The 26103-nt window shown below is 53.8% G+C and carries 28 protein-coding genes and 1 other annotated feature; of the genes, 10 read left to right on the top strand and 18 right to left on the bottom strand.

Features of this window, described 5'->3' with window-relative positions:
* The first annotated feature begins 9 nt into the window (after positions 1-9).
* Positions 10-837, top strand: coding sequence for a phosphoenolpyruvate synthetase regulatory kinase/phosphorylase PpsR (gene ppsR / locus EL29_RS06120; protein ID WP_013025588.1), 828 nt, complete (start codon positions 10-12; stop codon positions 835-837).
* Between the two features lie 152 nt (positions 838-989).
* Complete coding sequence (locus EL29_RS06115; protein WP_013025587.1) at positions 990-2036, top strand: 3-deoxy-7-phosphoheptulonate synthase; 1047 nt, start codon at positions 990-992, stop codon at positions 2034-2036.
* A gap of 1 nt (position 2037) precedes the next feature.
* Here the strand turns inward: EL29_RS06115 and EL29_RS06110 are convergent, their stop codons facing one another.
* From EL29_RS06110 to EL29_RS06040, 15 genes are all read right to left on the bottom strand, one after another.
* Positions 2038-3474: a protein adenylyltransferase SelO gene (locus EL29_RS06110; RefSeq protein WP_022622477.1), complete on the bottom strand. Its 1437-nt coding sequence runs from the start codon at positions 3472-3474 to the stop codon at positions 2038-2040.
* A gap of 90 nt (positions 3475-3564) precedes the next feature.
* Positions 3565-4299: an EAL domain-containing protein gene (locus EL29_RS06105; protein WP_014605963.1), complete on the bottom strand. Its 735-nt coding sequence runs from the start codon at positions 4297-4299 to the stop codon at positions 3565-3567.
* Positions 4300-4591: 292 nt separating this feature from the next.
* On the bottom strand, positions 4592-5050 hold the full coding sequence (locus tag EL29_RS06100; RefSeq protein ID WP_014605964.1) for an NlpC/P60 family protein: 459 nt from the start codon (positions 5048-5050) through the stop codon (positions 4592-4594).
* Between the two features lie 66 nt (positions 5051-5116).
* A complete protein-coding gene (gene btuD, locus EL29_RS06095) occupies positions 5117-5866 on the bottom strand; it encodes a vitamin B12 ABC transporter ATP-binding protein BtuD (protein ID WP_028715076.1) in 750 nt (249 codons plus the stop codon).
* Positions 5867-6412 (bottom strand): glutathione peroxidase, encoded by a 546-nt coding sequence (locus tag EL29_RS06090; RefSeq protein WP_013025582.1) that lies wholly within the window; start codon positions 6410-6412, stop codon positions 5867-5869.
* 33 nt (positions 6413-6445) lie between these two features.
* Positions 6446-7441, bottom strand: a complete 996-nt coding sequence (gene btuC, locus EL29_RS06085) for a vitamin B12 ABC transporter permease BtuC (protein ID WP_033765927.1) — start codon at positions 7439-7441, stop codon at positions 6446-6448.
* A gap of 99 nt (positions 7442-7540) precedes the next feature.
* A complete protein-coding gene (gene ihfA / locus EL29_RS06080; RefSeq protein WP_006118960.1) occupies positions 7541-7843 on the bottom strand; it encodes an integration host factor subunit alpha in 303 nt (100 codons plus the stop codon).
* A gap of 4 nt (positions 7844-7847) precedes the next feature.
* Positions 7848-10235 carry a phenylalanine--tRNA ligase subunit beta gene (pheT, locus tag EL29_RS06075; RefSeq protein ID WP_014593594.1) on the bottom strand — a complete coding sequence of 796 codons (2388 nt, stop codon included), beginning with the start codon at positions 10233-10235 and terminating at the stop codon, positions 7848-7850.
* 14 nt (positions 10236-10249) lie between these two features.
* Positions 10250-11233 carry a phenylalanine--tRNA ligase subunit alpha gene (gene pheS / locus EL29_RS06070; protein WP_013025578.1) on the bottom strand — a complete coding sequence of 328 codons (984 nt, stop codon included), beginning with the start codon at positions 11231-11233 and terminating at the stop codon, positions 10250-10252.
* 72 nt (positions 11234-11305) lie between these two features.
* Positions 11306-11431, bottom strand: a sequence feature (Phe leader region).
* The gene (gene pheM, locus EL29_RS06065) at positions 11382-11426 is read right to left on the bottom strand and encodes a pheST operon leader peptide PheM (RefSeq protein ID WP_106120997.1); all 45 of its coding nucleotides are present in this window, start codon (positions 11424-11426) and stop codon (positions 11382-11384) included. (Overlaps the previous feature by 45 nt.)
* A 116-nt stretch (positions 11432-11547) precedes the next feature.
* Complete coding sequence (gene rplT / locus EL29_RS06060) at positions 11548-11904, bottom strand: 50S ribosomal protein L20 (RefSeq protein ID WP_006118956.1); 357 nt, start codon at positions 11902-11904, stop codon at positions 11548-11550.
* Positions 11905-11948: 44 nt separating this feature from the next.
* Complete coding sequence (gene rpmI / locus EL29_RS06055) at positions 11949-12146, bottom strand: 50S ribosomal protein L35 (RefSeq protein WP_004157374.1); 198 nt, start codon at positions 12144-12146, stop codon at positions 11949-11951.
* A 100-nt stretch (positions 12147-12246) separates the two neighbouring features.
* Positions 12247-12798, bottom strand: coding sequence for a translation initiation factor IF-3 (gene infC / locus EL29_RS06050; protein ID WP_026020952.1), 552 nt, complete (start codon positions 12796-12798; stop codon positions 12247-12249).
* Between the two features lie 3 nt (positions 12799-12801).
* Entirely contained in the window at positions 12802-14730 is a 1929-nt protein-coding gene (gene thrS, locus EL29_RS06045) for a threonine--tRNA ligase (RefSeq protein WP_028715074.1), read from the bottom strand.
* Between the two features lie 246 nt (positions 14731-14976).
* The gene (locus EL29_RS06040; protein ID WP_014605966.1) at positions 14977-15738 is read right to left on the bottom strand and encodes a DUF481 domain-containing protein; all 762 of its coding nucleotides are present in this window, start codon (positions 15736-15738) and stop codon (positions 14977-14979) included.
* 351 nt (positions 15739-16089) lie between these two features.
* Here EL29_RS06040 and ghoS point away from each other — a divergent pair, with 351 nt between their 5' ends.
* Both ghoS and EL29_RS06030 read left to right on the top strand, forming a co-directional pair.
* Positions 16090-16392 (top strand): type V toxin-antitoxin system endoribonuclease antitoxin GhoS, encoded by a 303-nt coding sequence (gene ghoS, locus EL29_RS06035; RefSeq protein WP_028715073.1) that lies wholly within the window; start codon positions 16090-16092, stop codon positions 16390-16392.
* A gap of 78 nt (positions 16393-16470) precedes the next feature.
* Complete coding sequence (locus EL29_RS06030; RefSeq protein ID WP_015700426.1) at positions 16471-17364, top strand: fructosamine kinase family protein; 894 nt, start codon at positions 16471-16473, stop codon at positions 17362-17364.
* Between the two features lie 4 nt (positions 17365-17368).
* Here EL29_RS06030 and EL29_RS06025 read toward each other — a convergent pair whose 3' ends face one another.
* Positions 17369-17905 (bottom strand): YniB family protein, encoded by a 537-nt coding sequence (locus tag EL29_RS06025; RefSeq protein ID WP_028715072.1) that lies wholly within the window; start codon positions 17903-17905, stop codon positions 17369-17371.
* Between the two features lie 157 nt (positions 17906-18062).
* On the opposite strand from EL29_RS06025, the gene hxpB reads away from it, so the two are divergent.
* From hxpB to EL29_RS06005, 4 genes are all read left to right on the top strand, one after another.
* Positions 18063-18731, top strand: coding sequence for a hexitol phosphatase HxpB (gene hxpB, locus EL29_RS06020; RefSeq protein WP_028715071.1), 669 nt, complete (start codon positions 18063-18065; stop codon positions 18729-18731).
* 129 nt (positions 18732-18860) lie between these two features.
* Positions 18861-19451, top strand: coding sequence for a metal-dependent hydrolase (locus tag EL29_RS06015; RefSeq protein ID WP_028715070.1), 591 nt, complete (start codon positions 18861-18863; stop codon positions 19449-19451).
* A 151-nt stretch (positions 19452-19602) separates the two neighbouring features.
* Positions 19603-20994, top strand: a complete 1392-nt coding sequence (locus EL29_RS06010; RefSeq protein WP_014605969.1) for an L-cystine transporter — start codon at positions 19603-19605, stop codon at positions 20992-20994.
* Positions 20995-21189: 195 nt separating this feature from the next.
* Positions 21190-21588 carry a DUF6515 family protein gene (locus tag EL29_RS06005; RefSeq protein WP_014605970.1) on the top strand — a complete coding sequence of 133 codons (399 nt, stop codon included), beginning with the start codon at positions 21190-21192 and terminating at the stop codon, positions 21586-21588.
* 55 nt (positions 21589-21643) lie between these two features.
* Here EL29_RS06005 and osmE read toward each other — a convergent pair whose 3' ends face one another.
* Positions 21644-21979, bottom strand: a complete 336-nt coding sequence (gene osmE / locus EL29_RS06000) for an osmotically-inducible lipoprotein OsmE (RefSeq protein WP_013025567.1) — start codon at positions 21977-21979, stop codon at positions 21644-21646.
* Between the two features lie 226 nt (positions 21980-22205).
* On the opposite strand from osmE, the gene EL29_RS05995 reads away from it, so the two are divergent.
* Together EL29_RS05995 and nadE are read left to right on the top strand one after the other, a co-directional pair.
* Positions 22206-23408: a multidrug effflux MFS transporter gene (locus tag EL29_RS05995; protein ID WP_015700430.1), complete on the top strand. Its 1203-nt coding sequence runs from the start codon at positions 22206-22208 to the stop codon at positions 23406-23408.
* A 117-nt stretch (positions 23409-23525) separates the two neighbouring features.
* Positions 23526-24350 carry an NAD(+) synthase gene (gene nadE, locus EL29_RS05990; RefSeq protein ID WP_028715069.1) on the top strand — a complete coding sequence of 275 codons (825 nt, stop codon included), beginning with the start codon at positions 23526-23528 and terminating at the stop codon, positions 24348-24350.
* Between the two features lie 76 nt (positions 24351-24426).
* Here the strand turns inward: nadE and EL29_RS05985 are convergent, their stop codons facing one another.
* Positions 24427-26082, bottom strand: a complete 1656-nt coding sequence (locus EL29_RS05985) for a methyl-accepting chemotaxis protein (RefSeq protein WP_015700432.1) — start codon at positions 26080-26082, stop codon at positions 24427-24429.
* Positions 26083-26103: the final 21 nt, after the last annotated feature.

Here is a 26103-nt window from a genome sequence, read left to right as displayed (position 1 = left end):
GCACGACTTATGACCACCGACAGAAGCGTTTTCTACATTTCCGACGGGACAGCAATTACAGCCGAAGTATTAGGCCATGCCGTGTTATCTCAGTTTCCGGTTAACACCACGAGCGTGACCCTGCCGTTTGTTGAAAACGTCCAGCGTGCGCAGGCCGTTAAGGCGCAAATCAATGCGCTTTATCAGCAAAGCGGCGTGCGCCCACTGGTGTTTTTTTCCATCGTTACGCCTGAAGTCCGTGACATCATTGTGCAGAGCGAAGGCTTCTGCCAGGACATTGTGCAGGCACTGGTCGCGCCGCTTCAGCAGGAGTTGGGGTTGTCACCGGCACCGGTTGCGCACCGCACCCACGGGCTTGATGCCAGCAATCTCGGCAAATACGACGCCCGTATTGCGGCAATCGATTACACGCTGGCGCATGATGACGGCATCTCGTTGCGCGGCCTGGAGGATGCGCAGGTGATCCTGTTAGGCGTTTCGCGCTGCGGCAAAACACCCACCAGCCTGTATCTTGCCATGCAGTTCGGTATCCGTGCTGCTAACTATCCGTTTATCGCCGACGACATGGATAATCTGAAATTGCCTCCCGCCCTGCGTCAGCATCAGCACAAGCTGTTTGGCCTGACGATCGATCCGGAACGCCTGGCGGCCATTCGTCAGGAGCGCGCAGAAAATACCCGCTATGCCTCTATGCGCCAGTGTCGGCTGGAAGTGGGTGAAGTTGAAGCGCTGTTTCGCACTCACCAGATTCGCTACCTCAACAGTACCAACTACTCTGTGGAAGAGATTGCGACGAAAATCCTCGATATCATGGGCCTGACGCGCCGCATGTATTAGTCAATTGCCGACGGCGGCGCTGTAACGTCCCGCTGCCGTCATTTTGACTTTCATTATCATGTTGTCGCTTGAATTCGCAGGTTAATGGTTTATTGTGACCATCATCACTTCCCGGTATTTCACCGCTGCGAAGAAAAAGCTTAGAGAACACCATGAACAAAACTGATGAACTGCGCACCGCGCGCATTGGCAGCCTGATTTCCCCTGCCAGTCTGGCAGCTGAACACCCGCTTTCGACTACCATGGCCGATAACATCACCGCCGCACGCAAGCGCATTGCCCGCATTCTGACCGGAGAAGATCCCCGTCTGCTGGTGGTGATTGGCCCCTGTTCGCTGCATGACCCGGTCGCCGCGCTGGACTACGCTCAGCGTTTGGTCGCCCTGCGTGAGCGTTATCAGGATCGGCTGGAAATCGTGATGCGCACCTATTTCGAAAAACCACGCACGGTTGTGGGCTGGAAAGGCCTGATTTCCGATCCTGATCTGGACGGCAGCTTTGATGTTAATCGCGGCATCAGCATCGCCCGCAAGCTACTGATTGATATCAATGCGTTGGGTTTACCGACCGCCACCGAATTCCTGGATATGGTGATCGGCCAGTTTATTGCCGATCTGATTAGCTGGGGGGCAATTGGCGCCCGGACCACCGAAAGCCAGATCCATCGTGAAATGGCCTCGGCGCTCTCCTGCCCGGTCGGTTTTAAAAACGGAACAGATGGAAACGTCCGCATTGCCGTGGATGCCATTCGTGCATCCCGTGCCAGCCATATGTTTCTGTCGCCCGACAAACAAGGTCAGATGACGATTTACCAGACCAGCGGGAATCCGCACGGCCATGTGATTCTGCGTGGCGGCAAACAGCCTAATTATCATGCAGGCGACGTTGCCGAAGCCGCTGCCTGTTTAGCTGAGTTTGGTCTGCCGCAGCAGTTGGTGATTGATTTCAGCCACGGCAACTGCCTCAAGCAGCATCGCCGTCAGCGCGATGTTGCACTGGACGTCTCCGGGCAGATTAAAAGCGGCTCTCGCGCCGTTGCCGGGGTAATGATTGAAAGTTTTATTGAGGAAGGCAATCAAAAAGTGGTGAGCGGTGAACCCCTGACTTACGGTCAGTCGATCACCGATCCCTGCCTCAGCTGGCAGGACAGCGAAGAGGTCCTTGCGCTGTTAGCTGAGGCGGTTTCTCACCGTCTGTAAATCAGCTTGAGCAGCTGACCTCCAGTGTCTTGCCCCAGTCCGGTGGCCGTTGACGATATTCAGCGGCCGCCGCGTCACTAAAAGGCTGCTGAAGCGCCTGATGTAAACGCGCCAACGCGCCGCTCTCTCCCTTCTCCGCCTCGTCTATCACCTGTTGAGCAAGGTAGTTACGCAGCACCACGGCTGGATTGGCGGCTTTCATCACCTGCTGCCGTTCGGCATCGCCAACCTGCTCCTGCAGCAGGCGTTGACGGTAGCGCTGATACCAGCGATCAAAAGCAGAACGATCGATAAATTCATCCCGCAGTGGCGAACGGCTCTCCGCCTGCTGCGTATCACTTAACAGACGGAACGTGAGCGTATAGTCGCTGCGTTCCTGACTCATTAAGCTGAGTAATTCGGTAAGAATCTCATTATCCCCGGCATCGGCCGTCAGCAGGCCCAGCTTCGCCCGCATCCGCTCTCCCCAGACGCGCATAAGCGCATTCTCATAGCCGCTTAAGGCCTGTTTGAGCTGTTCGGTACTCATTAACCCCGATAACGCATGGGCCAGTCGGTTGAGGTTCCATAAGCCAATCATGGGCTGATTCTCGAAGCTGTAGCGGCCCTGATAATCGCTGTGATTGCAGATATAATCCGGCTGATAGTCATCCAGAAAACCATAGGGACCGTAATCGAGGGTCAGGCCGAGGATCGACATGTTGTCGGTATTCATTACGCCATGAGCGAAGCCCACGCTTTGCCACTGGGCGATCAGTCGCGCAGTGCGCAGCACGATATCGGCAAACCACAGCTGATAACGATCGGCCTCATCCACCAGCTGCGGCCAGTGGTGGCGAATGGCATAGTCTGCCAGCTGTTTGACCTGTTCCGGCTGCTGGCTGTAAAAAAAGTGTTCGAAATGCCCAAAGCGCAGGTGACTCGGTGCAATACGCATCAGCATCGCGCCACGTTCGGCGGTCTCGCGGTAAACGGGCTCGTCGCTAACGGCAAGGGTGAGTGCGCGCGTGGTGGGAATGCCTAAATGATGCAGCGCTTCAGAGGCGAGAAATTCACGCACCGTGGAGCGTACAACGGCACGACCGTCGCCCATCCGCGAATAAGGCGTTAGCCCGGCGCCTTTCAGGTGCCAGTCGAGCCTGCGACCGTCTTCCAGCCGCTGCTCGCCCAGCAGAATACCGCGGCCATCCCCCAACTGACCGGCCCAGACGCCGAACTGATGCCCACTGTAGACCTGGGCCAGCGGTGCCATGCCGGGTAATAACGCGGCACCATACCACACGCCATGGCCCTGCCCGGAAAACAATGCGCTGTCCAGTGCCATTGCCTTCGCCAGCGGCGCGTTGTGATACAGCAGTCGGCCGCCCGCAAGTGGCGTAGGGTTTAACGCGGTATAGCTGCCAGGAAGCTCACGAAACCAGCTGTTATCAAAGATCATCAATTCTCCCAACGACACCGGGTATCGTGTGATAAAACCCACAGTGTAGCGTTGATGACCAGGATTGGACAGGCGGCAGGCGTGCGAGTATCAGGGAGTGTGCAGGAATTGCTCAGAGTAGATTAACGTCTCAAAGGCGTCTGATTTAACCACTGGAAACAGCGCGCCCTGGAGGTGGACGTTACTGAGCTGGCTAACTTTATCCAGTAAAATTTCATCATCCACACCACAAATAATCATCCGATCGCAATGGCTGCGGAAATTATCGATGATGCTCTGCATAAATGGTAAAAAAGAAGCACGTTTAGACAGTGAGTGAATAAAGTGTTTATCCAGTCTGATACAGCTAAACAGATTATCGTAAACGGCTGTCGTGGAGGATTTCCCTGCGCCAAAATGGGACAGAGACAATTTAAACTCACGATTTAACGCGGCGATTAATGGGTTATTTTTTCCCAAATTCAGCGAGAGAAACGTTTCGCTGATATCCAGCATTATAAAAGGAAGCTGTTTTATTTTGCGCGTCAGAAACTCACTCTCGAGAATGGTGTTCGCCATGCCCTCATCGACAGGCATAAAAGCCAGCAGGTGATGGGTTTCAAAAAACGTCTGGTGTTTTTCCAGCAGCGAGATCTGGCGCTGCAGCAGGCGCAGGCGCTGTGTCTCATCAAGCTGAGGCAACAGAACATCCTGCGGCAACGTGATCGGCGCACTCTCGTGCACGAACTGCGTAGCCAGCTCAATGGCGGTTAAGTGCCCTTCCTGAGAACAGGCGGCATAAAACCAAATTTCCGACTGGTAGTCGGCAGACAGGTGAATTTTCATTTTACAGCCAGAATATGTGGCGATAGTGCATCGTATATGATTAAAAACATACTGGCAATAGTAGCAAAGGACTGATGAGATGGATATTTTTATCGCTTCATTACCGTTAGGCTAAAAAAATAAACTTTAAGCCAAATAATTCCAGGAACAATTCTGTTAACCGTGAAAAACATTCTTAGGTCCGGTGTTATAAATAAAACGAACCGGTTAAATCCGAATTAAGAATATTTTTCCAGGTCCGTTTTTTTTCTGATTTAATCCGCACAAATCCACTGGTTTTCCAGCGGAGAAATTAGATGCGGCGCGCCTGCCAAAAGACCTTCCGCCAGTAGACATTATCCAGCGAAGAGCGGATTACGCCCTGACTGGTGGACGCATGGATGAAAGCGTTATCCGTGTCATAAATGCCCACATGCAGGCCATTTTCACCACTCCCCGTTTTGAAGAACACCAGATCACCGGGCAAGAGATCGTCTTTGCTGATGCGGGTGCCAATATCGCTTTGTGCGGAAGTGGTGCGGGGAAGTTGCAGATCAAACCTGTCGCGAAACGTCAGGTAGACAAAGCCTGAACAGTCCACCCCGCCGCGGCTCATGCCACCATAACGGTAAGGCGTGCCCCGCCAGCTTCCCAGTTGATCTCTGAGTTGCGCTATCACGGTGATGGAGTCAGAGAGGCGACTGTTAATGGGCGGTGCATGATGGCTACAGCCCACCAGCAATAAAACGAATAACAGCAACCCCATGCGCATCACAGCTCATCCTTAATAAAGAGTAACGGGATTAATGTAGCGGCAAAGCGCGCCAGGTGGCAAGTCTCAGGGCAAAACGGTCAGCAGAGGCCGACCTTCTAAGATGAGCTGACGAAACGGAATGCCGTACAGGGGCGAAAGCTGTTCTGGCCGAAGGACATCCGCAGGCTCGCCCTGCAACACCACCTGGCCCTGATGTAACAGCCAGACCTGATTGGCATACCATAAGCTATGGTTAAGATCGTGACTGCTGGCGACAACGCAAACTCCTGCGGCACAGAGTTCACTAATCAGATCGTCCACCGCTTTTTGTTGAGCAACATCCAGCGCCGTCATGGGCTCATCCAGGATCAGTAATTGCCCTCTGGCGTTGATCTGCGGATCGATTTGCATCATTACCGCGCCAAGCCGCACCCGCTGCCACTCACCACCGGAGAGCTGGGTCAATGGCCAGGCTAATTTATCATCCAACTGCAACCGCGACAGTATCGTGGCGAGCCGGGCTTCATCTGGCGAGGTGGAAGACGAAAGATGCAGCCGCAGATAGTGGTAAACCGGCATCTGCCCCGGAGGAAGCTGTTGCTGAGGCAGCCAGCTGCGCACGCTGGCCAGCGCCGGGCCTGTCCAACTGGCGAGGGCGGTATTCAGTAGCGTGGCGCGGCCGGTGAAGGGTTCCAATCCCGCCAGGGCTGACAGCAGTGTGCTCTTCCCTGCGCCATTCGGCCCCACCAGATGCACCCGTTGCCCGGCCTGCATCGTGCCGCTCACCGGTTGCAGCCGTCCGGGGATGGCTGCATTTTCCAGGCTAAGCAACACTTACTTTGCCAGCGCCTGTTTGATCGTTTCCAGAATAATGGGATCTTCTGGCGACATGTCCGGTGAGAAACGCTGAATAACGCTGCCATCACGCCCTATCAGGAATTTTTCGAAGTTCCACAGAATATCGCCCGGCGCTTTGGGAGCCCGTCCTTTGCTGACCATGCGCTCATAAAAACCACTCTCTTCCGGACGCACGGCCTCGGGTTTCGCCGCGACCAGCTGTGCATAAAGCGGATGACGATGCTCACCATTGACCTCACACTTTTCGAACATAGGAAACGTCACACCGTAGGTCGTGCTGCAAAACGTTTTGATTTCTTCGCTACTGCCTGGCTCCTGCTCCAGAAACTGGTTGCAGGGGAAACCCAGCACGCTGAAGCCCTGCTCATGCCAGGCTTTATGAATATTTTCCAGCGCTTCATATTGTGGGGTTAAGCCGCATTTAGAGGCCACGTTGACCACCAGCAGCACCTGTCCCTGCCAGGAGGACAGCGCCGTTTTCTCACCATCCAGTGTAACCAGTTCAGTTTGATAAATGCTCATACGGAGTTCCTGTGGTTAATGCATGTATGTCAGCTAAAGCTGACGTGACGATTTGACTAACAAGATGATAAACAGCGGTGCGCCGAGCGTTGCCGTGACCACGCCGATGGGTAACTCAGCGGAGGCCAGCGCCAGGCGGGCAATAATATCCGCGCCAAGCAATACGCTGGCTCCCGCCAGCGCCGAAGCCGGCAGCAGCGCACGGTGGTCGTTCAGCCCCACCAGCCGCAGCAGGTGCGGAATCACCAGGCCCACAAAGCCAATTGCGCCAGCAAGCGCCACGCTGACGCCAACCAGCCATCCCGTGGCCAACACCAGCAGATTACGCCAGTAAAACAGTGACAACCCAAGCTGGCGGGCTGACGTTTCTCCCAGCGCCAGTAAGTTAAGCACCCTGCTCGCTGTGGTGAGCGCCAGGATAACCGGCAGCAGCGCCAGCATCATCCAGCCATAGCGCCAGTCGATACCGCTGAAGCCGCCCATCATCCAGTACATGAGTTGGCGCAGATCGAGGCTGCTGCTGAAATAGACGGCCCACGTCATGATCGCGCTGCAAATAATCCCCAGCGCAACGCCAGTGAGCAGCAAACGCGTGACGGATAAATGACGCCGGGCAAAATGCAACAGAATCAGGGTAACGACCAGCGCACCGGCCATTGCCGAAAAGCTGAGGCTCCATAGCGAACCGCTGCTCAACAGAACGCCCGCGACCAGGCCAATGCCGGCCCCGTTGGAAACGCCAAGCAGCCCGGGTTCGGCCAGTGGGTTGGTAAACAACGCCTGCATGACAACGCCGCTCAGAGCCAGCGCGCTCCCCACCAGGATAACCGCAAGGCTGCGCGGCAGGCGAAGCTGGCCGACAAAAAGCCTGCCGCTGTCGCTGTCGCTGAACCATTGTGTGGGGCTTATCCAGCGCTCACCCGCGCACAGGCTGAGGATAAATAACACCAGCAGCAGGCTGCCGAGACCCAAAAGCCAGGCTTTACTGCGGCGATCGCTGTGCAGAGCAAGTTGTTCAAGCTGGGACATAAGCAGAATTAGCCAGAATGACAGAGGATTGATTGTAAAAGGATTGCGAAAAAAAGAAATGAAAAAGGCCGCTTGCGCGGCCTTTTTGAAACACTGGGATCAGTCACTGTCTTTTGGTGTGGCGTTTTCAACGCGACTTTTAAGCTTCTGCCCTGGACGGAAGGTCACTACGCGACGCGCAGTAATGGGAATATCTTCTCCCGTTTTTGGGTTTCTGCCCGGACGTTGGTTTTTGTCACGCAGGTCAAAATTACCAAACCCCGACAGTTTAACCTGTTCTCCATTTTCCAACGCGCGGCGAACCTCTTCGAAAAACAACTCCACCAACTCTTTTGCGTCACGTTTGCTCAGCCCGAGTTTCTCAAACAGGTATTCTGACATCTCAGCTTTTGTAAGCGCCATAGGTTCAATCCCTCAAGGTTGCCTGGAATCGCTCTTTTAATGCCGCAACGCATTTGGCAACCGTCGCGGCAATCTCCTCTTCTTCGAGTGTCCGGCTGGTATCCTGCAAAATCAGGCTGATTGCGAGGCTCTTATAGCCCTCGGAAACACCCTTACCTCGGTACACGTCAAACAAGTTTACGCCAACTACCTGATTTACGCCAACTTTCTTACACTCTGCGATGATATCTGCTGCCGGCACATTTTCGGCCACAACAACGGCGATATCACGGCGGTTTGCCGGGAAGCGTGAAACCTCTTGCGCATCAGGCAGGACGCGGTCTGCGACCTTATTCCAAAGCAGTTCAAAGACTAAGGTACGACCGTTGAGATCCAGCTTACGTTCAAGCTCGGGATGAACCACTCCGATAAATCCGATTCGCTCATCCTGTAAATAAATTGCCGCACTTTGTCCAGGATGGAGCGCTGGATTCGCCTCTGCACGAAAGCTAATCGCATTCAACTTGCCGGTTAAATCCAGCAACGACTCTAAATCACCTTTCAAATCATAGAAGTCAACGGTCTGACGCGCCAGATCCCAGTGTTCTTCATAGCGGTTGCCACTCAGCACGCCTGCCAGCATCAGATCCTGACGAATACCGAGATCCGCCTGAGTATCAGGAACAAATCGCAGACCGCTCTCAAACAGACGCACGCGGCTCTGCTGACGGTTCTGGTTATAGACCACCGCGCTGAGTAAGCCAGTCCACAGTGACAAACGCATGGTGGACATGTCGCTGGAGATCGGGCTGGGCAGCAGCAGCGCCTCTTCACCCGGATGCAGCAACTGCTGTACTTTCGGGTCCACGAAGCTGTAGGTGATGGCTTCCTGGTAGCCTTTATCCACTAACAGCATTTTTGCACGCTTCAGCGACAGGTTAGCTTCACGGTGCTTTGTCATGACCAGACCGGCCTGAACCGGCACGTCCGGGATGTTGTTGTAACCATAAATGCGGGCGATCTCTTCTACCAGATCCTCTTCGATAGCCATATCGAAGCGCCACGCGGGGGCGACCGCCTGCCATTCCCCAGGGGTTACGCTGACCTGACAACCCAGGCGCGTCAGAATATCCGTGACCTGCTCATCGCTGACAACATGACCAATCAGCCGATCCAGCTTTTCACGACGCAGTGTGATCGTGGCCGGTTGCGGCAAGGCGTCCGCCGACGTCTGATCGATAACCGGGCCCGCTTCACCGCCGCAGATGCTCAGCAGCAGCTGAGTCGCGCGTTCCATCGCCTTGTGTTGCAGTGCAGAATCCACACCGCGCTCGTAGCGATGTGATGCATCGGTGTGCAAACCATGACGGCGTGCGCGGCCCGCAATCGCCAGCGGTTCGAACCAGGCACACTCCAGCAAAATATTTTGCGTTTCGCCGTTTACACCGGAATGTTCACCACCAAAAATGCCGCCCATCGCCAGGGCTTTCTGATGATCGGCAATCACCAGCGTATCGCTGCTGAGCTTCACCTCTGTGCCATCCAGTAGCGTGAGCGCCTCACCATCTTTCGCCATCCGCACGACGATACCGCCGTCAATGCGGTCCAGATCGAACGCGTGCATTGGCTGGCCCAGTTCGAGCAACACGTAGTTGGTGATATCAACGACCGGATCGATAGAGCGAATACCACAGCGACGCAGCTTCTCTTTCATCCACAGCGGCGTTGCTGCGCTGACGTTGATGCCTTTCACGACACGGCCCAGATAGCGTGGGCAGGCAGCGGTGGCTTCGACATTAATCGGTAACGTATCAGCAATCGTCGCCGCAACCGGCTCAATGACCGGCGCGTTAAGCGGCAGGCTGTTCAGCACCGCCACATCGCGGGCAATCCCGATAATGCCCAGGCAGTCTGCGCGGTTAGGCGTGACGCTGATTTCAATGGTGTTGTCGTCCAGCTGCAGGTAGTCACGGATATCCGTGCCAATCGGCGCATCGGCGGGCAGTTCGATAATGCCGCTGTGGTCGTCGGAAATCCCCAGCTCAGAGAACGAGCACAGCATGCCTTCGGACGGTTCGCCGCGCAGCTTAGCCGCTTTAATTTTAAAATCGCCCGGCAGCACGGCACCCACGGTGGCGACTGCGACTTTCAGGCCCTGACGGCAGTTTGGTGCGCCGCAGACGATGTCCAGCAGCCGATCGCCGCCGGTATTGATTTTGGTCACACGCAGTTTGTCGGCATTAGGGTGCTGACCGCATTCCACTACCTCACCGACCACGACGCCGTGAAACGCGCCCGCAACGGGCTCAACGCCGTCCACTTCCAGGCCGGCCATGGTGATTTGCTCAGATAAGGCCGCACTGTCAAGGGCTGGATTTACCCATTCGCGTAACCAGAGTTCACTGAATTTCATTGGATAACCTGCCCTTACTTAAATTGTTTGAGGAAACGTAAATCATTTTCGAAGAATGCGCGTAAATCGGTCACGCCGTAGCGCAGCATGGTCAGGCGCTCCATGCCCATGCCAAAGGCGAAGCCTGAATAGACTTCCGGATCGATACCGACATTGCGCAGAACATTGGGGTGCACCATGCCGCAGCCCAGCACTTCCAGCCACTTGCCGTTTTTACCCATCACATCCACTTCAGCGGACGGCTCGGTAAACGGGAAATAGGAAGGACGGAAGCGGATCTGCAAATCTTCCTCAAAGAAGTTGTTCAGGAAATCGTGCAGCGTGCCTTTCAGGTTGGTGAAGTTGATATTCTTATCGACGATCAGCCCTTCCATCTGGTGGAACATCGGCGTGTGCGTCTGATCGTAATCGTTACGGTACACGCGGCCCGGCGCAATAATGCGCAGAGGCGGCTGCTGGTTCTTCATGGTGCGAATTTGCACGCCTGAGGTTTGCGTGCGCAGCAGGCGCGTGGCATCAAACCAGAAAGTATCATGATCGGCACGCGCCGGGTGATGGCCCGGAATATTGAGCGCATCGAAGTTATGATAATCGTCTTCAATTTCCGGACCGGTCACTACCGCAAAGCCCAGCTCGCCAAAGAACGTTTCAATACGATCGATGGTGCGGGTCACCGGATGCAGGCCGCCGTTTTCGATACGGCGTCCCGGCAGGGAAACGTCGATGGTTTCTGCCGCCAGACGGGCATTAAGGACCGCAGACTCCATCTCCTCTTTACGCGCGTTCAGACGATCCGTTACCTGCTGTTTAGCCTCGTTAATCACCGCACCGGCCGCAGGACGCGCTTCCGCTGGCAATTCACGCAATGTGGTCATCTGTAATGTCAGATGCCCTTTCTTCCCCAGATATTCGACGCGCACCGCGTCAAGGGCGGCGATATCGGTCGCCCCGTCGATGGCCGCCGTGGCGTTCGCCACCAGTTCTGCTAGTTGGGACATGTTTTCCTCTTTTTCCAGTCAGGCTGGTTAGTACTTGTTGGGACCTGCCGGTCCAATATGCCAGCGCCAAAAACAAAAAAAGCCTCCACGTGGGAGGCTTTCAGCGCGATTTTTCGTTTCTTTTCTTATGCGCAAAAGCCCCTGATTGTCAGGCGCTAAAGTAAAAAAAGAAACGGAAAATAGCAGCATTCATGCTTGCGTTACCTTGTCATGATTTCCAACGGCACTATTGAAATGCGCAGCGGCGAAAAAGTCAATCTTTTGCTCAGGTTACAGGTAATAAAAAAGGGAGCAAGCTCCCTTTTTCAACTGACTTACGCCAGCGCTGATTTCGCTTTTTCTACCAGTGCAGTGAATGCCACTTTGTCGAATACGGCGATGTCGGCCAGGATTTTACGGTCAATTTCAATGGCTGCTTTTTTCAGACCATTGATGAAACGGCTGTAAGACATACCGTTCTGACGCGCTGCTGCGTTGATACGCGCGATCCACAGCTGACGGAACTGACGCTTACGTTGACGACGGTCGCGGTAAGCATACTGACCAGCTTTGATAACAGCCTGGAAGGCAACGCGGTAAACACGTGAACGTGCACCGTAGTAACCTTTAGCTTGTTTTAAGATTTTTTTGTGACGTGCGCGAGCAACTACACCACGTTTTACACGAGCCATTTAGCTCTCCTGTTTAATATTCTGAATTAATTAAAAAAATTTACTTATGCGTACGGCAGGCAGGCAATAACCAGACCCAGATCGCCTTTAGACACCATGCCTTTCGGACGCAGGTGACGTTTACGCTTAGTAGATTTCTTAGTCAGAATATGACGCAGGTTTGCGTGTTTACGCTTGAAGCCGCCAGAAGCGGTCTTCTTGAAGCGCTTAGCCGCGCCACGTACAGTTTTAATCTTTGGCATTTTAAAAAATATCCACTTCGCATTGTTGATAACATGACCCAGACAGGCGAACAACAAACCGCACAACGCAAGCGCTGCGCGGTCATTGCTACTTGAATGCCTACTGTTTCTTCTTAGGAGCGAGCACCATGATCATCTGGCGGCCTTCGATCTTCGAAGGGAAGGATTCGACAATGGCCAAATCCAGATCTTCACACAGGTCTTTACGGACGCGGTTAAGCACTTCCATACCGATCTGCTGGTGCGCCATCTCACGACCGCGGAAACGCAGCGTGATTTTGGCTTTATCGCCTTCTTCCAGAAAGCGAATCAGGTTGCGTAGTTTGACCTGATAGTCGCCATCATCGGTTCCAGGACGGAATTTGATTTCCTTAACCTGAATAACTTTTTGTTTCTTCTTCTGTTCCTTAGAAGATTTACTTTTTTCATAGAGGAACTTGCCGTAGTCCATGATGCGGCAAACCGGCGGTTCGGCGTTCGGGCTGATTTCAACTAAATCTACACCCGCTTCCTCAGCTTTTTCCAGAGCTTCGCGTAGACTTACAATACCAAGTTGCTCGCCTTCAACGCCTGTTAAGCGCACTTCTGTTGCGCGAATTTCACTGTTGATGCGATTCGGACGCGTAGGTTGTACTCGTTTTCCGCCTTTAATACTTTATTCCTCCAATTGGTGAAGATTGCGGCTGCGAATCTCTTGCTGCAGCTTCTCAACAAACACATCGACGTCCATCGACCCAAGGTCTTTACCACGGCGGGTGCGAACGGCCACTTTGCCAGCTTCCACCTCTTTATCACCACAGACCAACATATAAGGGACGCGACGTAATGTGTGCTCGCGGATTTTAAAGCCTATCTTCTCGTTTCTCAAGTCCGCTTTCACACGAATGCCAGCATTCTGCAATTTACGTGTCAAAGTCTCAACATATTCTGCCTGACCGTCGGTAATATTCATTACCACAGCCTGCATCGGCGCCAGCCAGCTTGGGAAGAAACCGGCGAACTCCTCGGTCAAAATACCGATGAAGCGCTCCATCGAACCCAGAATCGCACGGTGAATCATTACCGGCGTCTGACGATCGTTGTTTTCACCCACGTAGGTGGCATCCAGACGCTTAGGCAGGGAAAAGTCTAGCTGAACCGTTCCACACTGCCAGGCGCGGTCAAGGCAATCGTATAGTGTAAATTCAATTTTAGGGCCGTAGAACGCGCCCTCACCCGGCTGGTACTCAAACTCAATGTTGTTTTCATTGAGCGCCGCAGCCAGATCTTCTTCTGCACGATCCCAGGTTTCGTCAGAACCAATACGCTTTTCAGGACGGGTGGACAGTTTCACCACAATCTTTTCAAAGCCAAAGGTGCTGTACATGTCATAAACCATGCGGATACAGCTGTTCACTTCGGTACGCAGCTGATCTTCCGTACAGAAAATATGCGCATCATCCTGGGTAAAGCCCCGCACACGCATCAGGCCATGCAAAGCACCTGAAGGTTCATTACGGTGGCAGCTACCGAACTCAGCCATACGCAGCGGCAAATCGCGATACGATTTCAGCCCCTGGTTAAAAATTTGGACGTGCCCTGGGCAGTTCATCGGTTTGATGCAGTACTCACGGTTCTCAGAAGAGGTCGTGAACATCGCATCCTTATAGTTTTCCCAGTGGCCGGTCTTTTCCCACAGCACCCGATCCATCATGAACGGGCCTTTAACTTCCTGATACTGGTACTCTTTTAGCTTACTGCGGACGAACACTTCCAGCTCACGGAAAATTGTCCAGCCGTCATTATGCCAGAAAACCATGCCCGGCGCTTCTTCCTGCATATGATAGAGGTCGAGTTGCTTACCAATTTTACGGTGGTCGCGCTTCGCCGCCTCTTCCAGACGCTGTAAATAAGCCGCCAGCTGTTTCTTATCTGCCCATGCTGTACCGTAGATGCGCTGCAGCATTTTGTTGTCGCTGTCGCCGCGCCAGTATGCGCCGGAGATTTTCTGCAGTTTAAAATGGTGACAGAAACGCATGTTCGGTACGTGCGGACCGCGGCACATATCGACATATTCTTCATGATGATACAGCCCGGGGCGATCGTCATGACTGATGTTCTCATCCAGGATGGTGGTCTTGTAGACTTCACCTCGCGCCGCGAAGACATCGCGCGCTTCCTGCCAGCTGACTTTTTTCTTCACAACATCGTAGTTGGTCTCGGCCAACTGATGCATGCGTTTTTCCAGCAGCTCAATGTCTTCCTGGGTCAGGGTACGATCGATATCGACATCATAATAGAAGCCGTTGTCGATCACCGGACCGATCGCCATTTTGGTATCTGGCCACAGCTGCTTAATCGCATGGCCTAACAGATGCGCGCAGGAGTGGCGGATGATCTCCAGACCCGCTTCGTCTTTGGCAGTGATAATGGCAACAGACGCGTCGTCGGTGATGGGATCGACCGCATCAACCAGTTCACCGTTAACTCGTCCGGCGATGCAGGCTTTTGCCAGACCGGGACCAATATCAAGCGCGATATCCATGACGCTGACAGGGTGGTCGTATGAGCGCTGACTGCCATCAGGAAGCGTAATTACAGGCATAGAATGTCCTTAGTTGCAGTGGTAAGCCACACGAAAGCTTACATACAAAATTGAGTAGTTTTATTGACCTGGCGTTATGTCAGACCCACATTGTCGGAATGTCGCCAGGAGTGTAATGCGGGACGGATAATAGCAGTTTTCAGGCGCGAGCAAAACCCATGTATTTCTCGCTAAGCCTCAGAGAGATCAAAAAAAAGCGGCCAGGCACTGTGCCAGACCGCGCTTTTTCAGACATCCTGACGCCTGTTACATCGCGTAGGTCAGCATGACGGAAGTTCGGGTATCGGTACGGTCTGGTGCAGAAGCCGGTGGGTTGTTGTTCCAGGTCACGTTGTAGGCCAGCTTGAGGGCAAAGTGATCGTTAATAGCAACCTGTAAACCCGTTTCTGAGTTCACCGTGGTGTCTTCTCCCAGCGAGCTCAGCACGGAAACACCCTGAATGAACTTAGTGGTGTCGGTAAGTTGCCACTGATAGCTCACAGCGCCGTAAGCCAGTCCCTGCGTTTTATGATCGCCGTCGCGGTAATCGTCGTAACGCACACCCGGACCGAATTCAGCACGCAGTGAATGCACCGGGCCGTTCAGAATCTGGCGACCATAACCGGCGGTCAGCACATCACGAGAATCATAGCCGTTATAACGATCGCTCAACCAACTTGCCTGACCAAACAGGTAGTCGTAGGCGCTCATGTTGTAACGCGAACGGGCACCCAGGTTGTAGGTTTCCGAAGAACGCTCATCGTTGGCAGAGGTGTTTGCGGCGTTACCCCACAAGCTGTAGGCCATTGATTCTGTGTACCAGGTCATATTGGTTTGCGCGGTCAATGATGAACTGGTGGTGTTACCGGTTTGTGCCAGGTAACCCGCAGAAGCAGAACCTTCAAAAGGCTTTTTCGCCGTTGAAGGGTCATCCATTGCGGTAAAGACAGCATTATCGGCCAGCGCCTGGTGACAAAACGCTCCGGCAGAGAGCAAAAGAACAGCAGACAGCTTGTTAAAGGCTTTCATTAAATGTGATCCGTGCAGCAGTTTTAAAAACGAAGATTCTGAAGGGTTTCCCAATGCGATCAATGCAATTTACGGTAACTTTTGTAAAAAAACATGAATTCGCTCAGAATGGCATACTTTAGCGTAACGCCGCGTATTCACTAGGCGTTAACCTGATTTCGGCGCGCATTATAGAGCCATTTTTGGCAAATGGCATCTTTTCATTTACAAGATTTACACAGGATTTTGCCTGGAATATCAGCGAAATTTGCACACAGATTGATCTGATTTTACGCCTCATCTCCTTCATTATTCGCCTGTTTTTTCACCCTGTACTACGCTGTGTATTATTTGAGCATACCGAGGTGCAGAATGAGCAACGGGGATTTACACCGCTATGTCGTCACGTTTCATTACCGGGAAACCGGTCTCAGTGACGTGCTGACGTTAACCGGGGCGATGACCTCCGGCGGCTTTTCTACCACGCTGATGGATGACAAGGGAAACCCGCATGAGCTTGGCACCAACAGTTTCGGCATTGTGACTACGCTTACGCAGGAGGATTTGAAACAGCAGGTCATTGCCGCGGGCGAAAGCGCGCTGGGACAAACGCCCGACGTGACGCTCACCACGCTTGACGATTTTCTGCGCGACGCAGCACGTTCAACAGAGTAGTCTGTGCGCAGGCGCAGACTTTGCGCAGTGCTAACGCGTTACAATCGAATTCAGGCAGCGAATAAAGAGGATAACCCGATGTGGTCAGCCATTAGTCGTCTGTTAAGCGAGCAATTTGGTGACGCCGATATTACCCAACGCCACGAGCTCCCCGGTGGCGATGTGCATCCCGCCTGGCTGATTCGCTATGGTGAGCAGGATGTCTTTGTCAAATGCAACAGCCGCGATAAGGTTTCGCTGTTCAGTTGGGAAGCCGATCAACTCGCCCTGCTGCGCCGAACGCAGACCGTCCGCGTCCCTGAGGTTTACGGGGTGGGCAGCGATCGCGACTACAGCTTTCTGCTGCTGGAATACATCAAGCCTCAGCCTCTCGATGCGCACAGCGCACTGCAGCTGGGCCAGCAGCTGGCACATCTGCATCAGTGGAGCGAACAACCGCAGTTTGGTCTTGATTTCGATAACAACCTGACCACCACACCTCAGCCAAACAGTTGGCTACGGCGCTGGTCAGTCTTTTTTGCAGAGCAGCGTATCGGCTGGCAGCTGCAAATTGCCGCCGAGAAAGGCATTCTATACGGCAATGCCGAGCTGATTGTCGACTGTGTGCAGCGCACCCTGGCCTCCCATCACCCGCAACCTTCCCTGCTGCATGGCGATCTGTGGCCCGCCAACTGCGCAGCCAGCCAGAACGGGCCATGGATTTTTGATCCGGCCTGTTACTGGGGCGACAGAGAATGTGATCTGGCGATGCTGAGCTGGTTTAACGATCTGCCCAGAGAAATCTTCGACGGCTATAATCAGGTCTGGCCGCTGCCGGATGGCTTCTCACAGCGCCAGCCGGTTTATCAGCTTTATTATCTGCTAAACCGGGCCAACGTGTTCGGCGGCAACTGGCTGGGGGCCGCGCAGTTTGCCGTAGGTCAGTTACTGGACGACGACGCGCTGGCGGCCGGCCAGGCTAAACCGGCCTGACCGGTTAGAGAAAACCGAGTAACGAAAGCAGAAAATATCCGGCGATAACAATCACGATGGGCAAAATATAGAGCGGGAAAATCTGCAGAAAAATGGTGTGACGAGGAATGCGCACCTTCTCTTCCACCTGCTGACGCGTGCGCCCTTCGCTGCCTTTCGCCTTTTCGAGGATCATCTGGTCTTCAATGCCTTCGCGGACATGGCGAACCTGCCTCCCCATACGCGCACCTGACGCTTCCAGGGCCAGCCCGATGAAGATCAGAATATAGATTAGCCAGAACCCCAGGTTCATCTGGCCGTTAAACTCCGGCACGGGCGAGTTGTGCCAGAAAACGTTCAGAAACGGCGTGTTAAAACGAATCATATCGACCATGACATGAATAAAATCGAGCATCACGGCATCAATGCCGGGTTTCTTTTCACTGTGTTTAAAGAGAAAACTCAGCAGTGAGATGATCGTGGAGAGCAACGCCAGTAAAAAAACTATCCAGCCGACAACGCGTTTAAGGATGGCAATACGGCCAGCCTGTTGATAGGTCATGATATCTCCTGAACCCAAAATCCTGTTAGCCTTCAGTCTAACCTGCCCTTAGGGAATTTTCCCAAAAAAAAGAGCAGGCTGCGCCCGGCAAGGCTCTCGTTAACCCCCCGCCTGCGTTCGTGGTAAGGTAGCGGGATTATTTACAGGGGAGCGCCTTATGTCTTACCACCGCCCGGTTTACGCTGCTTTATTTGATATGGATGGATTACTGATTGATTCGGAACCGCTCTGGGATCGGGCCGAAATGGATATCTTTTCCACCCTGGACGTTGATTTAACGCGCCGTCATACGCTGCCCGACACGCTCGGGCTACGCATCGATCAAACCGTGCGCATGTGGTATGAAACGCTGCCCTGGACCGGTCCGTCGGAGCAGGAGATTACCCAGCGCATTATTACCCGCGTGATGGAACTGATTGCGACAGAACGTCCTCTGCTGCCCGGTGTTGAATCGGCCCTGAGGTTATGTAAGCAGCAGGGGCTAAAAACCGGCCTGGTCTCGGCCTCGCCGCTGTTTATGCTGGAAGCCGTGCTGGAGATGTTCAACCTGCGGCCCTGGTTTGACGTGCTGTCTTCGGCGGAGAACCTGCCTTACAGCAAGCCGCACCCTCAGGTGTACCTTAATGCGGCGGAGGCGCTGGGCATCGAACCGTTAAACTGCGTCGCGCTGGAAGACTCCGTTAACGGAATGGTGGCGAGCAAAGCGGCACGGATGCGCGCCATCGTCGTGCCGGCTGCCGTCCATCAGGAAGATGCTCGTTGGGCACTGGCCGATGTTAAACTCGGTAATCTGACACAGCTGATGCCCGCCCACTTACTGGGGTAATCGTGCCTGTGTTGTAACCTGTTGCACAGGCTTAAAAAATTAACGCTTCGTTACAGCGTCACAGGTTCTCATTTACTGGATAAATCCCTATACTGGATGCATCGACAGTTTTTGCAGCCAGGTTTTATCATGACGGCCGAGGGCCATATCTTTTTTGCGGTTGCCAGCGCTATTTTTGCCAAACGGGCCGAACTCACGCCGGTGATGGCGCACGCAGACTGGTGGCATTTGATCCCGGCCACGTTACTGACCTGCCTGCTTCCCGATATCGATCATCCCAAATCTCTGTTAGGACAGCGGCTTCGCTGGCTGTCCCACCCTATTGCGCGGGCCTTTGGTCATCGGGGATTTACCCACAGCCTGCTTGCGGTGGCGGCCAGCCTGTGGCTGTTTCAGATTAACGTCCCGAAAAGCTGGCCCCTCCCGGCCGATGTATTGCAGGGCATGACGCTCGGTTATCTGAGCCATATTGTGGCGGATATGCTCACTCCCGCTGGCGTTCCACTACTCTGGCCCTGCCGCTGGCGTTTTCGCCTGCCGGTACTGAACAACCAGAAAGGCAATCAACTGGAGCGAGCGCTCTGTTTATGCCTGATCGGTTACGCTCTGTGGTTCCCGGTAGGGATGCCTTCATTTGGCGAAAATGGCTGGCCCGCCCAGGTATTCGACACCTTACAAAATGGCGTTAGCCGTCTCATTTCTGCGCAATCTGAGCGTTAATTGCCCGGCAAAAAGGGTAAGGTTATAAGCTATTCCATTTGGATATAAGATTGCGCGATTTCTAACTGTTACCATTTCTGGATACGTATCTTTACGATCAAACCTCTGCTGCTCTCCTGACCAGGGAATGCTGCATTACATCGGAGTTGCTATGGATATTCCTCTTACGCTTAACGTCGTAGCATTTGTGCTGCTACTGCTTTTGCTGTCGCGCCTTGGCCGGGCAAACTGGAGCCTGTCGAAAAAGGTTCTGACTGGCCTGGTGCTGGGTGTAGTGTTTGGCCTCGCGCTCCAGCTGATTTATGGCGGCAACAGCGATATCGTTAAAGCCTCTATCGGCTGGTTTAACATCGTGGGTAACGGTTATGTTCAGCTGTTACAGATGATTGTGATGCCGCTGGTGTTCGTGTCGATTCTCAGCGCCGTGGCCCGCCTGCACAATGCCTCCTCACTGGGAAAAATCAGTTTTCTGACCATCGGCGTACTGCTGTTTACAACGGCAATTTCTGCCCTGATCGGCGTTTTTGTCACCGGCCTTTTTCACCTTAACGCGACCGGTCTGGTACAGGGCGCCCAGGAAACGGCTCGCCTGAGCGCGATTCAGAGCAACTACGTTGGTAAAGTCGCTGATTTGACAGTGCCTCAGTTAATCCTGTCATTCATTCCTAAAAACCCGTTTGCCGACTTAACCGGTGCCAGCCCAACGTCCATCATCAGCGTGGTCATCTTTGCCGCGTTCCTGGGTGTGGCTGCCCTGCAGTTGCACAAGGATGATGAGGTCAAAGGCCAGCGGGTACTGACCGCCATTGATACGCTGCAGTCGTGGGTGATGAAGCTGGTTCGCCTGATTATGAAGCTGACACCTTATGGTGTGCTGGCGCTGATGACCAAAGTCGTTGCCGGCTCCAACGTGCAGGACATCATCAAGCTGGGCAGCTTTGTTGTGGCATCCTATTTGGGCCTGACCCTTATGTTTGTGGTTCATGCGCTGCTCCTGTCGGTCAACGGCATCAATCCTATGCGCTTCTTCCGCAAAGTGTGGCCGGTATTGACCTTTGCCTTTACCAGCCGCTCCAGCGCCGCCAGCATTCCACTGAACGTGGAGGCGCAAACCCGCCGCCTTGGCGTACCTGAATCGATTGCCAGCTTCTCGGCCTCATTTGGTGCCACCATTGGACAGAACGGCTGTGCCGGTCTTTATCCGACGATGCTGGCAGTGATGGTCGCCCCAACGGTCGGCATCAATCCTTTTGATCCGCTGTGGATTGCCACGCTGGTCGGCATTGTGACATTGAGTTCAGCAGGCGTAGCCGGTGTCGGCGGCGGAGCGACCTTTGCCGCGCTGATCGTCCTGCCTGCGATGGGGCTGCCGGTCACGCTGGTCGCGCTGCTGATTTCCATTGAGCCTCTGATTGACATGGGACGAACCGCGTTAAACGTCAATGGCTCAATGACCGCAGGATCGCTCACCAGTCGCTGGCTGGGCCTGACCGATAAACGCGTTTTAGAGCGCAGCGAACACAGTGAATTAGAGCACAGCTAATCACGCCAGACCTGGCGTCCACCGCCAGGTCTTTCTCTCTGTTTTTGTCTTATCTTCTCCTTATTTCTTCATCATCATCCTGTTCCCGTTAAGAAAACGTTAAGCGTGGTAAACGGGCAATAATGCACAGCATTTCCCCTTGTCTTTACGCAGCAAAAAGAGAATTCTGCAGGTAATAACTGCAGGAGAATGCTCATGAAAACGGTTATCGCCTCATTACTGGCGCTAGCAATTGTCGCGCCCACTCACGCGTTTGCTCGTCCCGGCGACTGGGGCCCGGGTCCACACTGGCGACCCGGCCCAGGCTGGCATGGTCCGGCACCGCGCTGGCACGGCCCCGATCACTTCCATGTTCTGCCGCTGGCCGCAACGGCGGTATTGATTGGCGGATTAACGTATTACCTGCTTAACGGCAGTTATTATCAGCGTCACGGAGAAGAGTACGTGGTGGTTGAGCCGCCTGTGCAAACCTACGAAACGGGCATGAGAGTGCTGGATTTTAACGGCAGGCGCTTTTATGTGCAGGACGGGCACTACTATCAGCGGGAAATTAACGGCAGCTACATTGAAGTGCCCCGACCGGCAGGATTGTAGCTATAAAAAAAACGGCTCACCCAATGGCGAGCCGTTTCTTATTTAAAGCGGCTAATTACTGCTTAACCTGCGGGTCTGTGTCGTATTCAGCACAGCTCTGGAAGCCGTAGTTCATCACGCGGCCTACATCGTTGTAGCTGACGAAATAGGTTTGGGCTTTACCGTCACGCTCGCCGATAACGTAGGTCTGGCAGGTACCACGTGCATGCACCATGGTGATTTCAGTGGAAGCTGGGCCAGCAATCTGGCGTACCTGCTCGCGGGTCATGCCTTTTTTGACGTCCTTAACCACCGGCTTAGTCACGTAGCTTTCGGCACGATCGTAAGTCGTACAACCAGAGAGCGCAGCCAGCGTCAGCGCCGCAGCGATACATCCCATCACTTTATTCATCTTGTTGTTCCTCGTTTTTTGTCCATGTGCTGAAAAGCCTGGAACATAAAACGGTTTTTTTCAAGTTAATGACAGACTTAAACTCAACTCGCTCAGGATGCTTTGATAACATGCCCCGAGATGACCTTTGCGCAGCCGCCAATAAGTGAGACAGCACGCTTGCCGGGCCTGCCCTGGTAACAACCCTTAAAAGTGACAATGTCACATTTTTACCTACAGAGGATACATGAAGCTTTCATCACCAAACCGCCTGGTTTATGCCATTACACTGGGATTGCTCGCCGCGCTGGGGCCGTTGTGCATTGACCTGTACCTGCCCGCGCTGCCCCAGTTGGCAACGGATCTTCAGACATCGACCTCAACGGCACAGCTCAGCCTGACGGCCGGGCTGCTCGGTCTGGGAGCCGGGCAGCTGTTTTTCGGGCCGATGAGCGATAAATTTGGCCGCCTGCGCCCACTGACGTTGTCCCTGGTGCTGCTGTTTATTGCCTCGGTGGGCTGCGCGCTGGCGCAGGACATTAACCAGTTGCTACTGGCTCGCCTGTTTCAGGGACTGGCAGGCGCAGGCGGTGCGGTGCTCTCACGGGCAGTTGCTCGTGACATGTACAGTGGTCATGAACTTACCCGCTTTTTTGCCCTGTTAATGCTGGTAAACGGCCTGGCACCTGTCGCTGCGCCTGTACTGGGCGGCGCACTCATGACCTTTCTGAACTGGCGCGGTATCTTTGTGGTGCTGGGCTGTATCGCGGTTTTACTTATCCTGCTGGCGCGCGGGAAGCTGCATGAAAGTCTGCCCGCCGGGCGACGCAGTCAGGGATCGGTCTTTTCTGCCTATGCGGCGCTGGGCCAGGTTATTACCCATCGCCCTTTTATGGGATTTTGTCTGACGCAGGGGCTGATGATGTCGGGCATGTTTGCCTATATTGGCGCCTCGCCGTTTGTTCTGCAGGAACGTTATGGCCTGTCACCGCAGGCGTTCAGCCTTTGCTTTGCCGCAAACGGTTTCGGGCTAATCATCGCCTCTCAGACCAGCGCCCGGCTCTGTCCGCTGTGGGGGGAGTTTCGGGTGCTAAAAGGCGGGCTGACGTTGGCAGGCGTGGCATCCAGCCTGTTGCTGATCGCGGGAATAAGTCATGCTCCCCTGCCGCTGTTACTGCTGGCCCTGTTCTTTACCGTTGCCAGTAACGGCGTGATTTCCACGACGGCGGCCTCACTGGCGATGCAAAGCCAGGGGCAGCGCGCCGGTAGCGCTTCAGCCGTGATTGGCGTGACGATGTTTACCTTGGGGGCCATTGCCGTACCGGTGACGGGCATCGGAGGAACATCAGTAATCAGTATGACGCTGACCGTTTTTGGCTGCTACATGCTGGCTATACTGACGTTTATGGCTTTGGCGAAAAAACCGGCATCCGGTGCAAAAACCCTGTGATTCCGCCTGCCCTGATAAAAACAGCTGTCGCTTTGGCTTGTTGTTTACAGGGATGCGCGTTAGCGTTAAAACAGGCGTTGTATTGTGCCAACGAGCGACAGACTTGAGGAGATGTTGATGTCACTGCAGCAGGAAATCATTACCGCACTCGGCGTTAAGCCGACTATCGATCCACAACAGGAAATCCGCACTAGCGTTGATTTCCTAAAAGCGTACTTAACCCGTCACAGCGGTGTTAAGTCGTTGGTACTCGGTATCAGCGGCGGACAGGATTCAACCCTGACCGGCAAACTGGCCCAAATGGCAATAACGGAACTTCGGCAAGAAACGGGCGATAAAGACTATACCTTTATCGCGGTGCGCCTGCCTTATGGCGTGCAGGCCGATGAGCAGGACTGTCAGGATGCACTGGCCTTTATCCAGCCGGATCGCTCGCTGGTGGTCAACATTAAAGAAGCGGTGCTGGCCAGCGAGCGGGCGCTGAAAGACGCGGGCATCGTCCTGTCCGATTTTATCCGCGGTAATGAAAAAGCCCGCGAACGTATGAAAGCGCAGTACAGCATTGCCGGCATGACCAAAGGTGTGGTGGTCGGTACCGACCACGGCGCAGAAGCCGTTACCGGTTTCTTCACCAAATATGGCGACGGCGGGAGTGACATCAACCCAATCTTCCGCCTGAATAAACGTCAGGGGAAACAGTTGCTGAAAACCCTGGGCTGTCCCGAGCATCTCTATCTGAAAAAACCCACCGCCGACCTTGAAGACGATCGTCCTGGCCTGCAGGATGAAGTCGCGCTGGGTGTGACATACGACATGATCGATGACTATCTGCAAGGCAAAACCATTGCGCCGGAAAGCGCGAAGATCATTGAAGGCTGGTACCTGAAAACCGAGCACAAGCGTCGTCCGCCTGTGACCGTTTTCGACGATTTCTGGAAATAATCCCCCTCGTCTTTATCCGTTAACATCGCGCCCGGTCAGCTCAGTAGCCGGGCGCTGCCATGTAATAGGTTCCCGATTAAAAACGCTGCCAGTCAGCGTCACCCGCCGCTGCCATCGCGTTGCGGGCAGGAAGTGGCACGCGGTCTGCACGTCCGACCCTGCTGCTTTGGATCGGTGCCTGGCGCTGCGTTTTGGCGAGCGTGAAGGTAGCAACCAGCTGGTTGAGGGTTGAGGCCTGATCCATTAATGAACGGGATGCAGAAGACGCTTCTTCAACCAGAGAGGCATTTTGCTGCGTCACATCATCCATCTGGTTTACGGCCAGGTGCACCTGATTAATCCCTTGAGACTGTTCGTTTGCAGCAACCGAAATCTCATCGACTAAATCGGTCACCTGACGGACCGCGTCTGTCATGCGCGTAATATTGTTACCCACGCCTTCTGCCTGATTCGAGCCGGCTTCCACATGGAGCATAGAAGCTTCAATAAGCGCTTTGATCTCCCTGGCAGAAGAAGACGATCGCTGAGCCAGATTGCGCACTTCCCCTGCCACCACGGCAAAACCACGCCCCTGTTCGCCTGCCCGCGCCGCTTCAACCGCCGCGTTAAGCGCCAGGATATTGGTCTGGAATGCAATACCTTCAATCAACGCGATAATATCGGTAATTTTTGTCGAGCTCGTCCGGATATCGCCCATGGTCATCAGCATCGCCTTCACGCGTGACGCACTGTCTTCAGAGATATCACGCGCGTTTTGGGCAAGCTGGCTGGCAAGTCGTGTATTTTCTGCCGTCTGACGCACTGTTTCACTCAACTCAGACATGCTGGCAGCCGTCTGTTCCAGGGAGGCAGCCTGCTCTTCCGTACGGGAGGAGAGATCTTCGTTGCCCGCAGAAATTTGTGCGGAAGCCGTGCTGACCGACTGCGCCGCGCTTTCTACTGCGCTGAGGGACAGGGCAACGTTTTCCACCAAATGGTTAAATGCCTTTGCCGTCAGGCCGATTTCATCTCTGCGAGCGTCATCTGCACGTAATGTCAGATCCAGATTTTCGCTCGCGGCTTCCATTGTGTGGCGCATCGCGTTGAGCTGACGACGAATAGCAAAAATGGTTTTAAGCGTAAAAAAGCCCAAAAGCAGTATGGCTGAAGCTGAGCCGGCAATCAGAATGAGTAAAGTATGACGATAGGTGCTGTCATTTTCTTTACGGAGTTGATTACCAATATCCACATTGAGTTGCAGCTGTTTCTGATAATCGTTAATCAGCTGTCGGGTTACCGCACCGATACCGCTATTACCCTGCAGCATCGACAAAGAAACCGCATCGTTCTGTGCGCGTGAGGCGGTGAGAAAAGCAGGCAGATCCGCCTCAATTTTTTTAATGGTGACAAATGCCTTTTCGGTCATCTGTCGATCTTCCTCACTGGAAATATCGTTCTTAAGGTAATTCTGGTTGAGCAGCGAAATATGGTTTAAGACACCGTTGATTTCTTTCTCAATCTGCATCTGCTTAGCGGGATCGGTCATGCTCTGATGATGGTAGAGCGCGATGATAATGGCGTTGCTGCCGTCAACCATTTTGGCGATATCAGTAATAGAAGGAAGGGTATTTTCCTGCACATACTGGAAACGGTACTGAAAACCGTCCGCCACAGAAACCGCCACGATAACCATGGTTATCAGCGCCATGCAGAGAAGAGAAAAGGTCAGTAAAAGCCGCTGTGTTATAGTCATATTTTTCACCTGGTTGTAATT

The sequence above is a fragment of the Pantoea ananatis LMG 2665 genome (assembly GCF_000710035.2).
Lineage (GTDB): Bacteria > Pseudomonadota > Gammaproteobacteria > Enterobacterales > Enterobacteriaceae > Pantoea > Pantoea ananatis.
Note: the sequence above shows the minus strand (reverse complement) of the source record. Positions and strands in the feature narration are given on the sequence as shown.

Coding starts and splice junctions, on each gene's coding strand:
- ppsR (WP_013025588.1), top strand. CDS start 10: ATGACCACCGACAGAAGCGTTTTCTACATTTCCGACGGGACAGCAATT.
- EL29_RS06115 (WP_013025587.1), top strand. CDS start 990: ATGAACAAAACTGATGAACTGCGCACCGCGCGCATTGGCAGCCTGATT.
- EL29_RS06110 (WP_022622477.1), bottom strand. CDS start 3,474: ATGATCTTTGATAACAGCTGGTTTCGTGAGCTTCCTGGCAGCTATACC.
- EL29_RS06105 (WP_014605963.1), bottom strand. CDS start 4,299: ATGAAAATTCACCTGTCTGCCGACTACCAGTCGGAAATTTGGTTTTAT.
- EL29_RS06100 (WP_014605964.1), bottom strand. CDS start 5,050: ATGCGCATGGGGTTGCTGTTATTCGTTTTATTGCTGGTGGGCTGTAGC.
- EL29_RS06090 (WP_013025582.1), bottom strand. CDS start 6,412: ATGAGCATTTATCAAACTGAACTGGTTACACTGGATGGTGAGAAAACG.
- btuC (WP_033765927.1), bottom strand. CDS start 7,441: ATGTCCCAGCTTGAACAACTTGCTCTGCACAGCGATCGCCGCAGTAAA.
- ihfA (WP_006118960.1), bottom strand. CDS start 7,843: ATGGCGCTTACAAAAGCTGAGATGTCAGAATACCTGTTTGAGAAACTC.
- pheT (WP_014593594.1), bottom strand. CDS start 10,235: ATGAAATTCAGTGAACTCTGGTTACGCGAATGGGTAAATCCAGCCCTT.
- pheS (WP_013025578.1), bottom strand. CDS start 11,233: ATGTCCCAACTAGCAGAACTGGTGGCGAACGCCACGGCGGCCATCGAC.
- rplT (WP_006118956.1), bottom strand. CDS start 11,904: ATGGCTCGTGTAAAACGTGGTGTAGTTGCTCGCGCACGTCACAAAAAA.
- rpmI (WP_004157374.1), bottom strand. CDS start 12,146: ATGCCAAAGATTAAAACTGTACGTGGCGCGGCTAAGCGCTTCAAGAAG.
- thrS (WP_028715074.1), bottom strand. CDS start 14,730: ATGCCTGTAATTACGCTTCCTGATGGCAGTCAGCGCTCATACGACCAC.
- EL29_RS06040 (WP_014605966.1), bottom strand. CDS start 15,738: ATGAAAGCCTTTAACAAGCTGTCTGCTGTTCTTTTGCTCTCTGCCGGA.
- ghoS (WP_028715073.1), top strand. CDS start 16,090: ATGAGCAACGGGGATTTACACCGCTATGTCGTCACGTTTCATTACCGG.
- EL29_RS06030 (WP_015700426.1), top strand. CDS start 16,471: ATGTGGTCAGCCATTAGTCGTCTGTTAAGCGAGCAATTTGGTGACGCC.
- EL29_RS06025 (WP_028715072.1), bottom strand. CDS start 17,905: ATGACCTATCAACAGGCTGGCCGTATTGCCATCCTTAAACGCGTTGTC.
- hxpB (WP_028715071.1), top strand. CDS start 18,063: ATGTCTTACCACCGCCCGGTTTACGCTGCTTTATTTGATATGGATGGA.
- EL29_RS06015 (WP_028715070.1), top strand. CDS start 18,861: ATGACGGCCGAGGGCCATATCTTTTTTGCGGTTGCCAGCGCTATTTTT.
- EL29_RS06010 (WP_014605969.1), top strand. CDS start 19,603: ATGGATATTCCTCTTACGCTTAACGTCGTAGCATTTGTGCTGCTACTG.
- EL29_RS06005 (WP_014605970.1), top strand. CDS start 21,190: ATGAAAACGGTTATCGCCTCATTACTGGCGCTAGCAATTGTCGCGCCC.
- osmE (WP_013025567.1), bottom strand. CDS start 21,979: ATGAATAAAGTGATGGGATGTATCGCTGCGGCGCTGACGCTGGCTGCG.
- EL29_RS05995 (WP_015700430.1), top strand. CDS start 22,206: ATGAAGCTTTCATCACCAAACCGCCTGGTTTATGCCATTACACTGGGA.
- nadE (WP_028715069.1), top strand. CDS start 23,526: ATGTCACTGCAGCAGGAAATCATTACCGCACTCGGCGTTAAGCCGACT.
- EL29_RS05985 (WP_015700432.1), bottom strand. CDS start 26,082: ATGACTATAACACAGCGGCTTTTACTGACCTTTTCTCTTCTCTGCATG.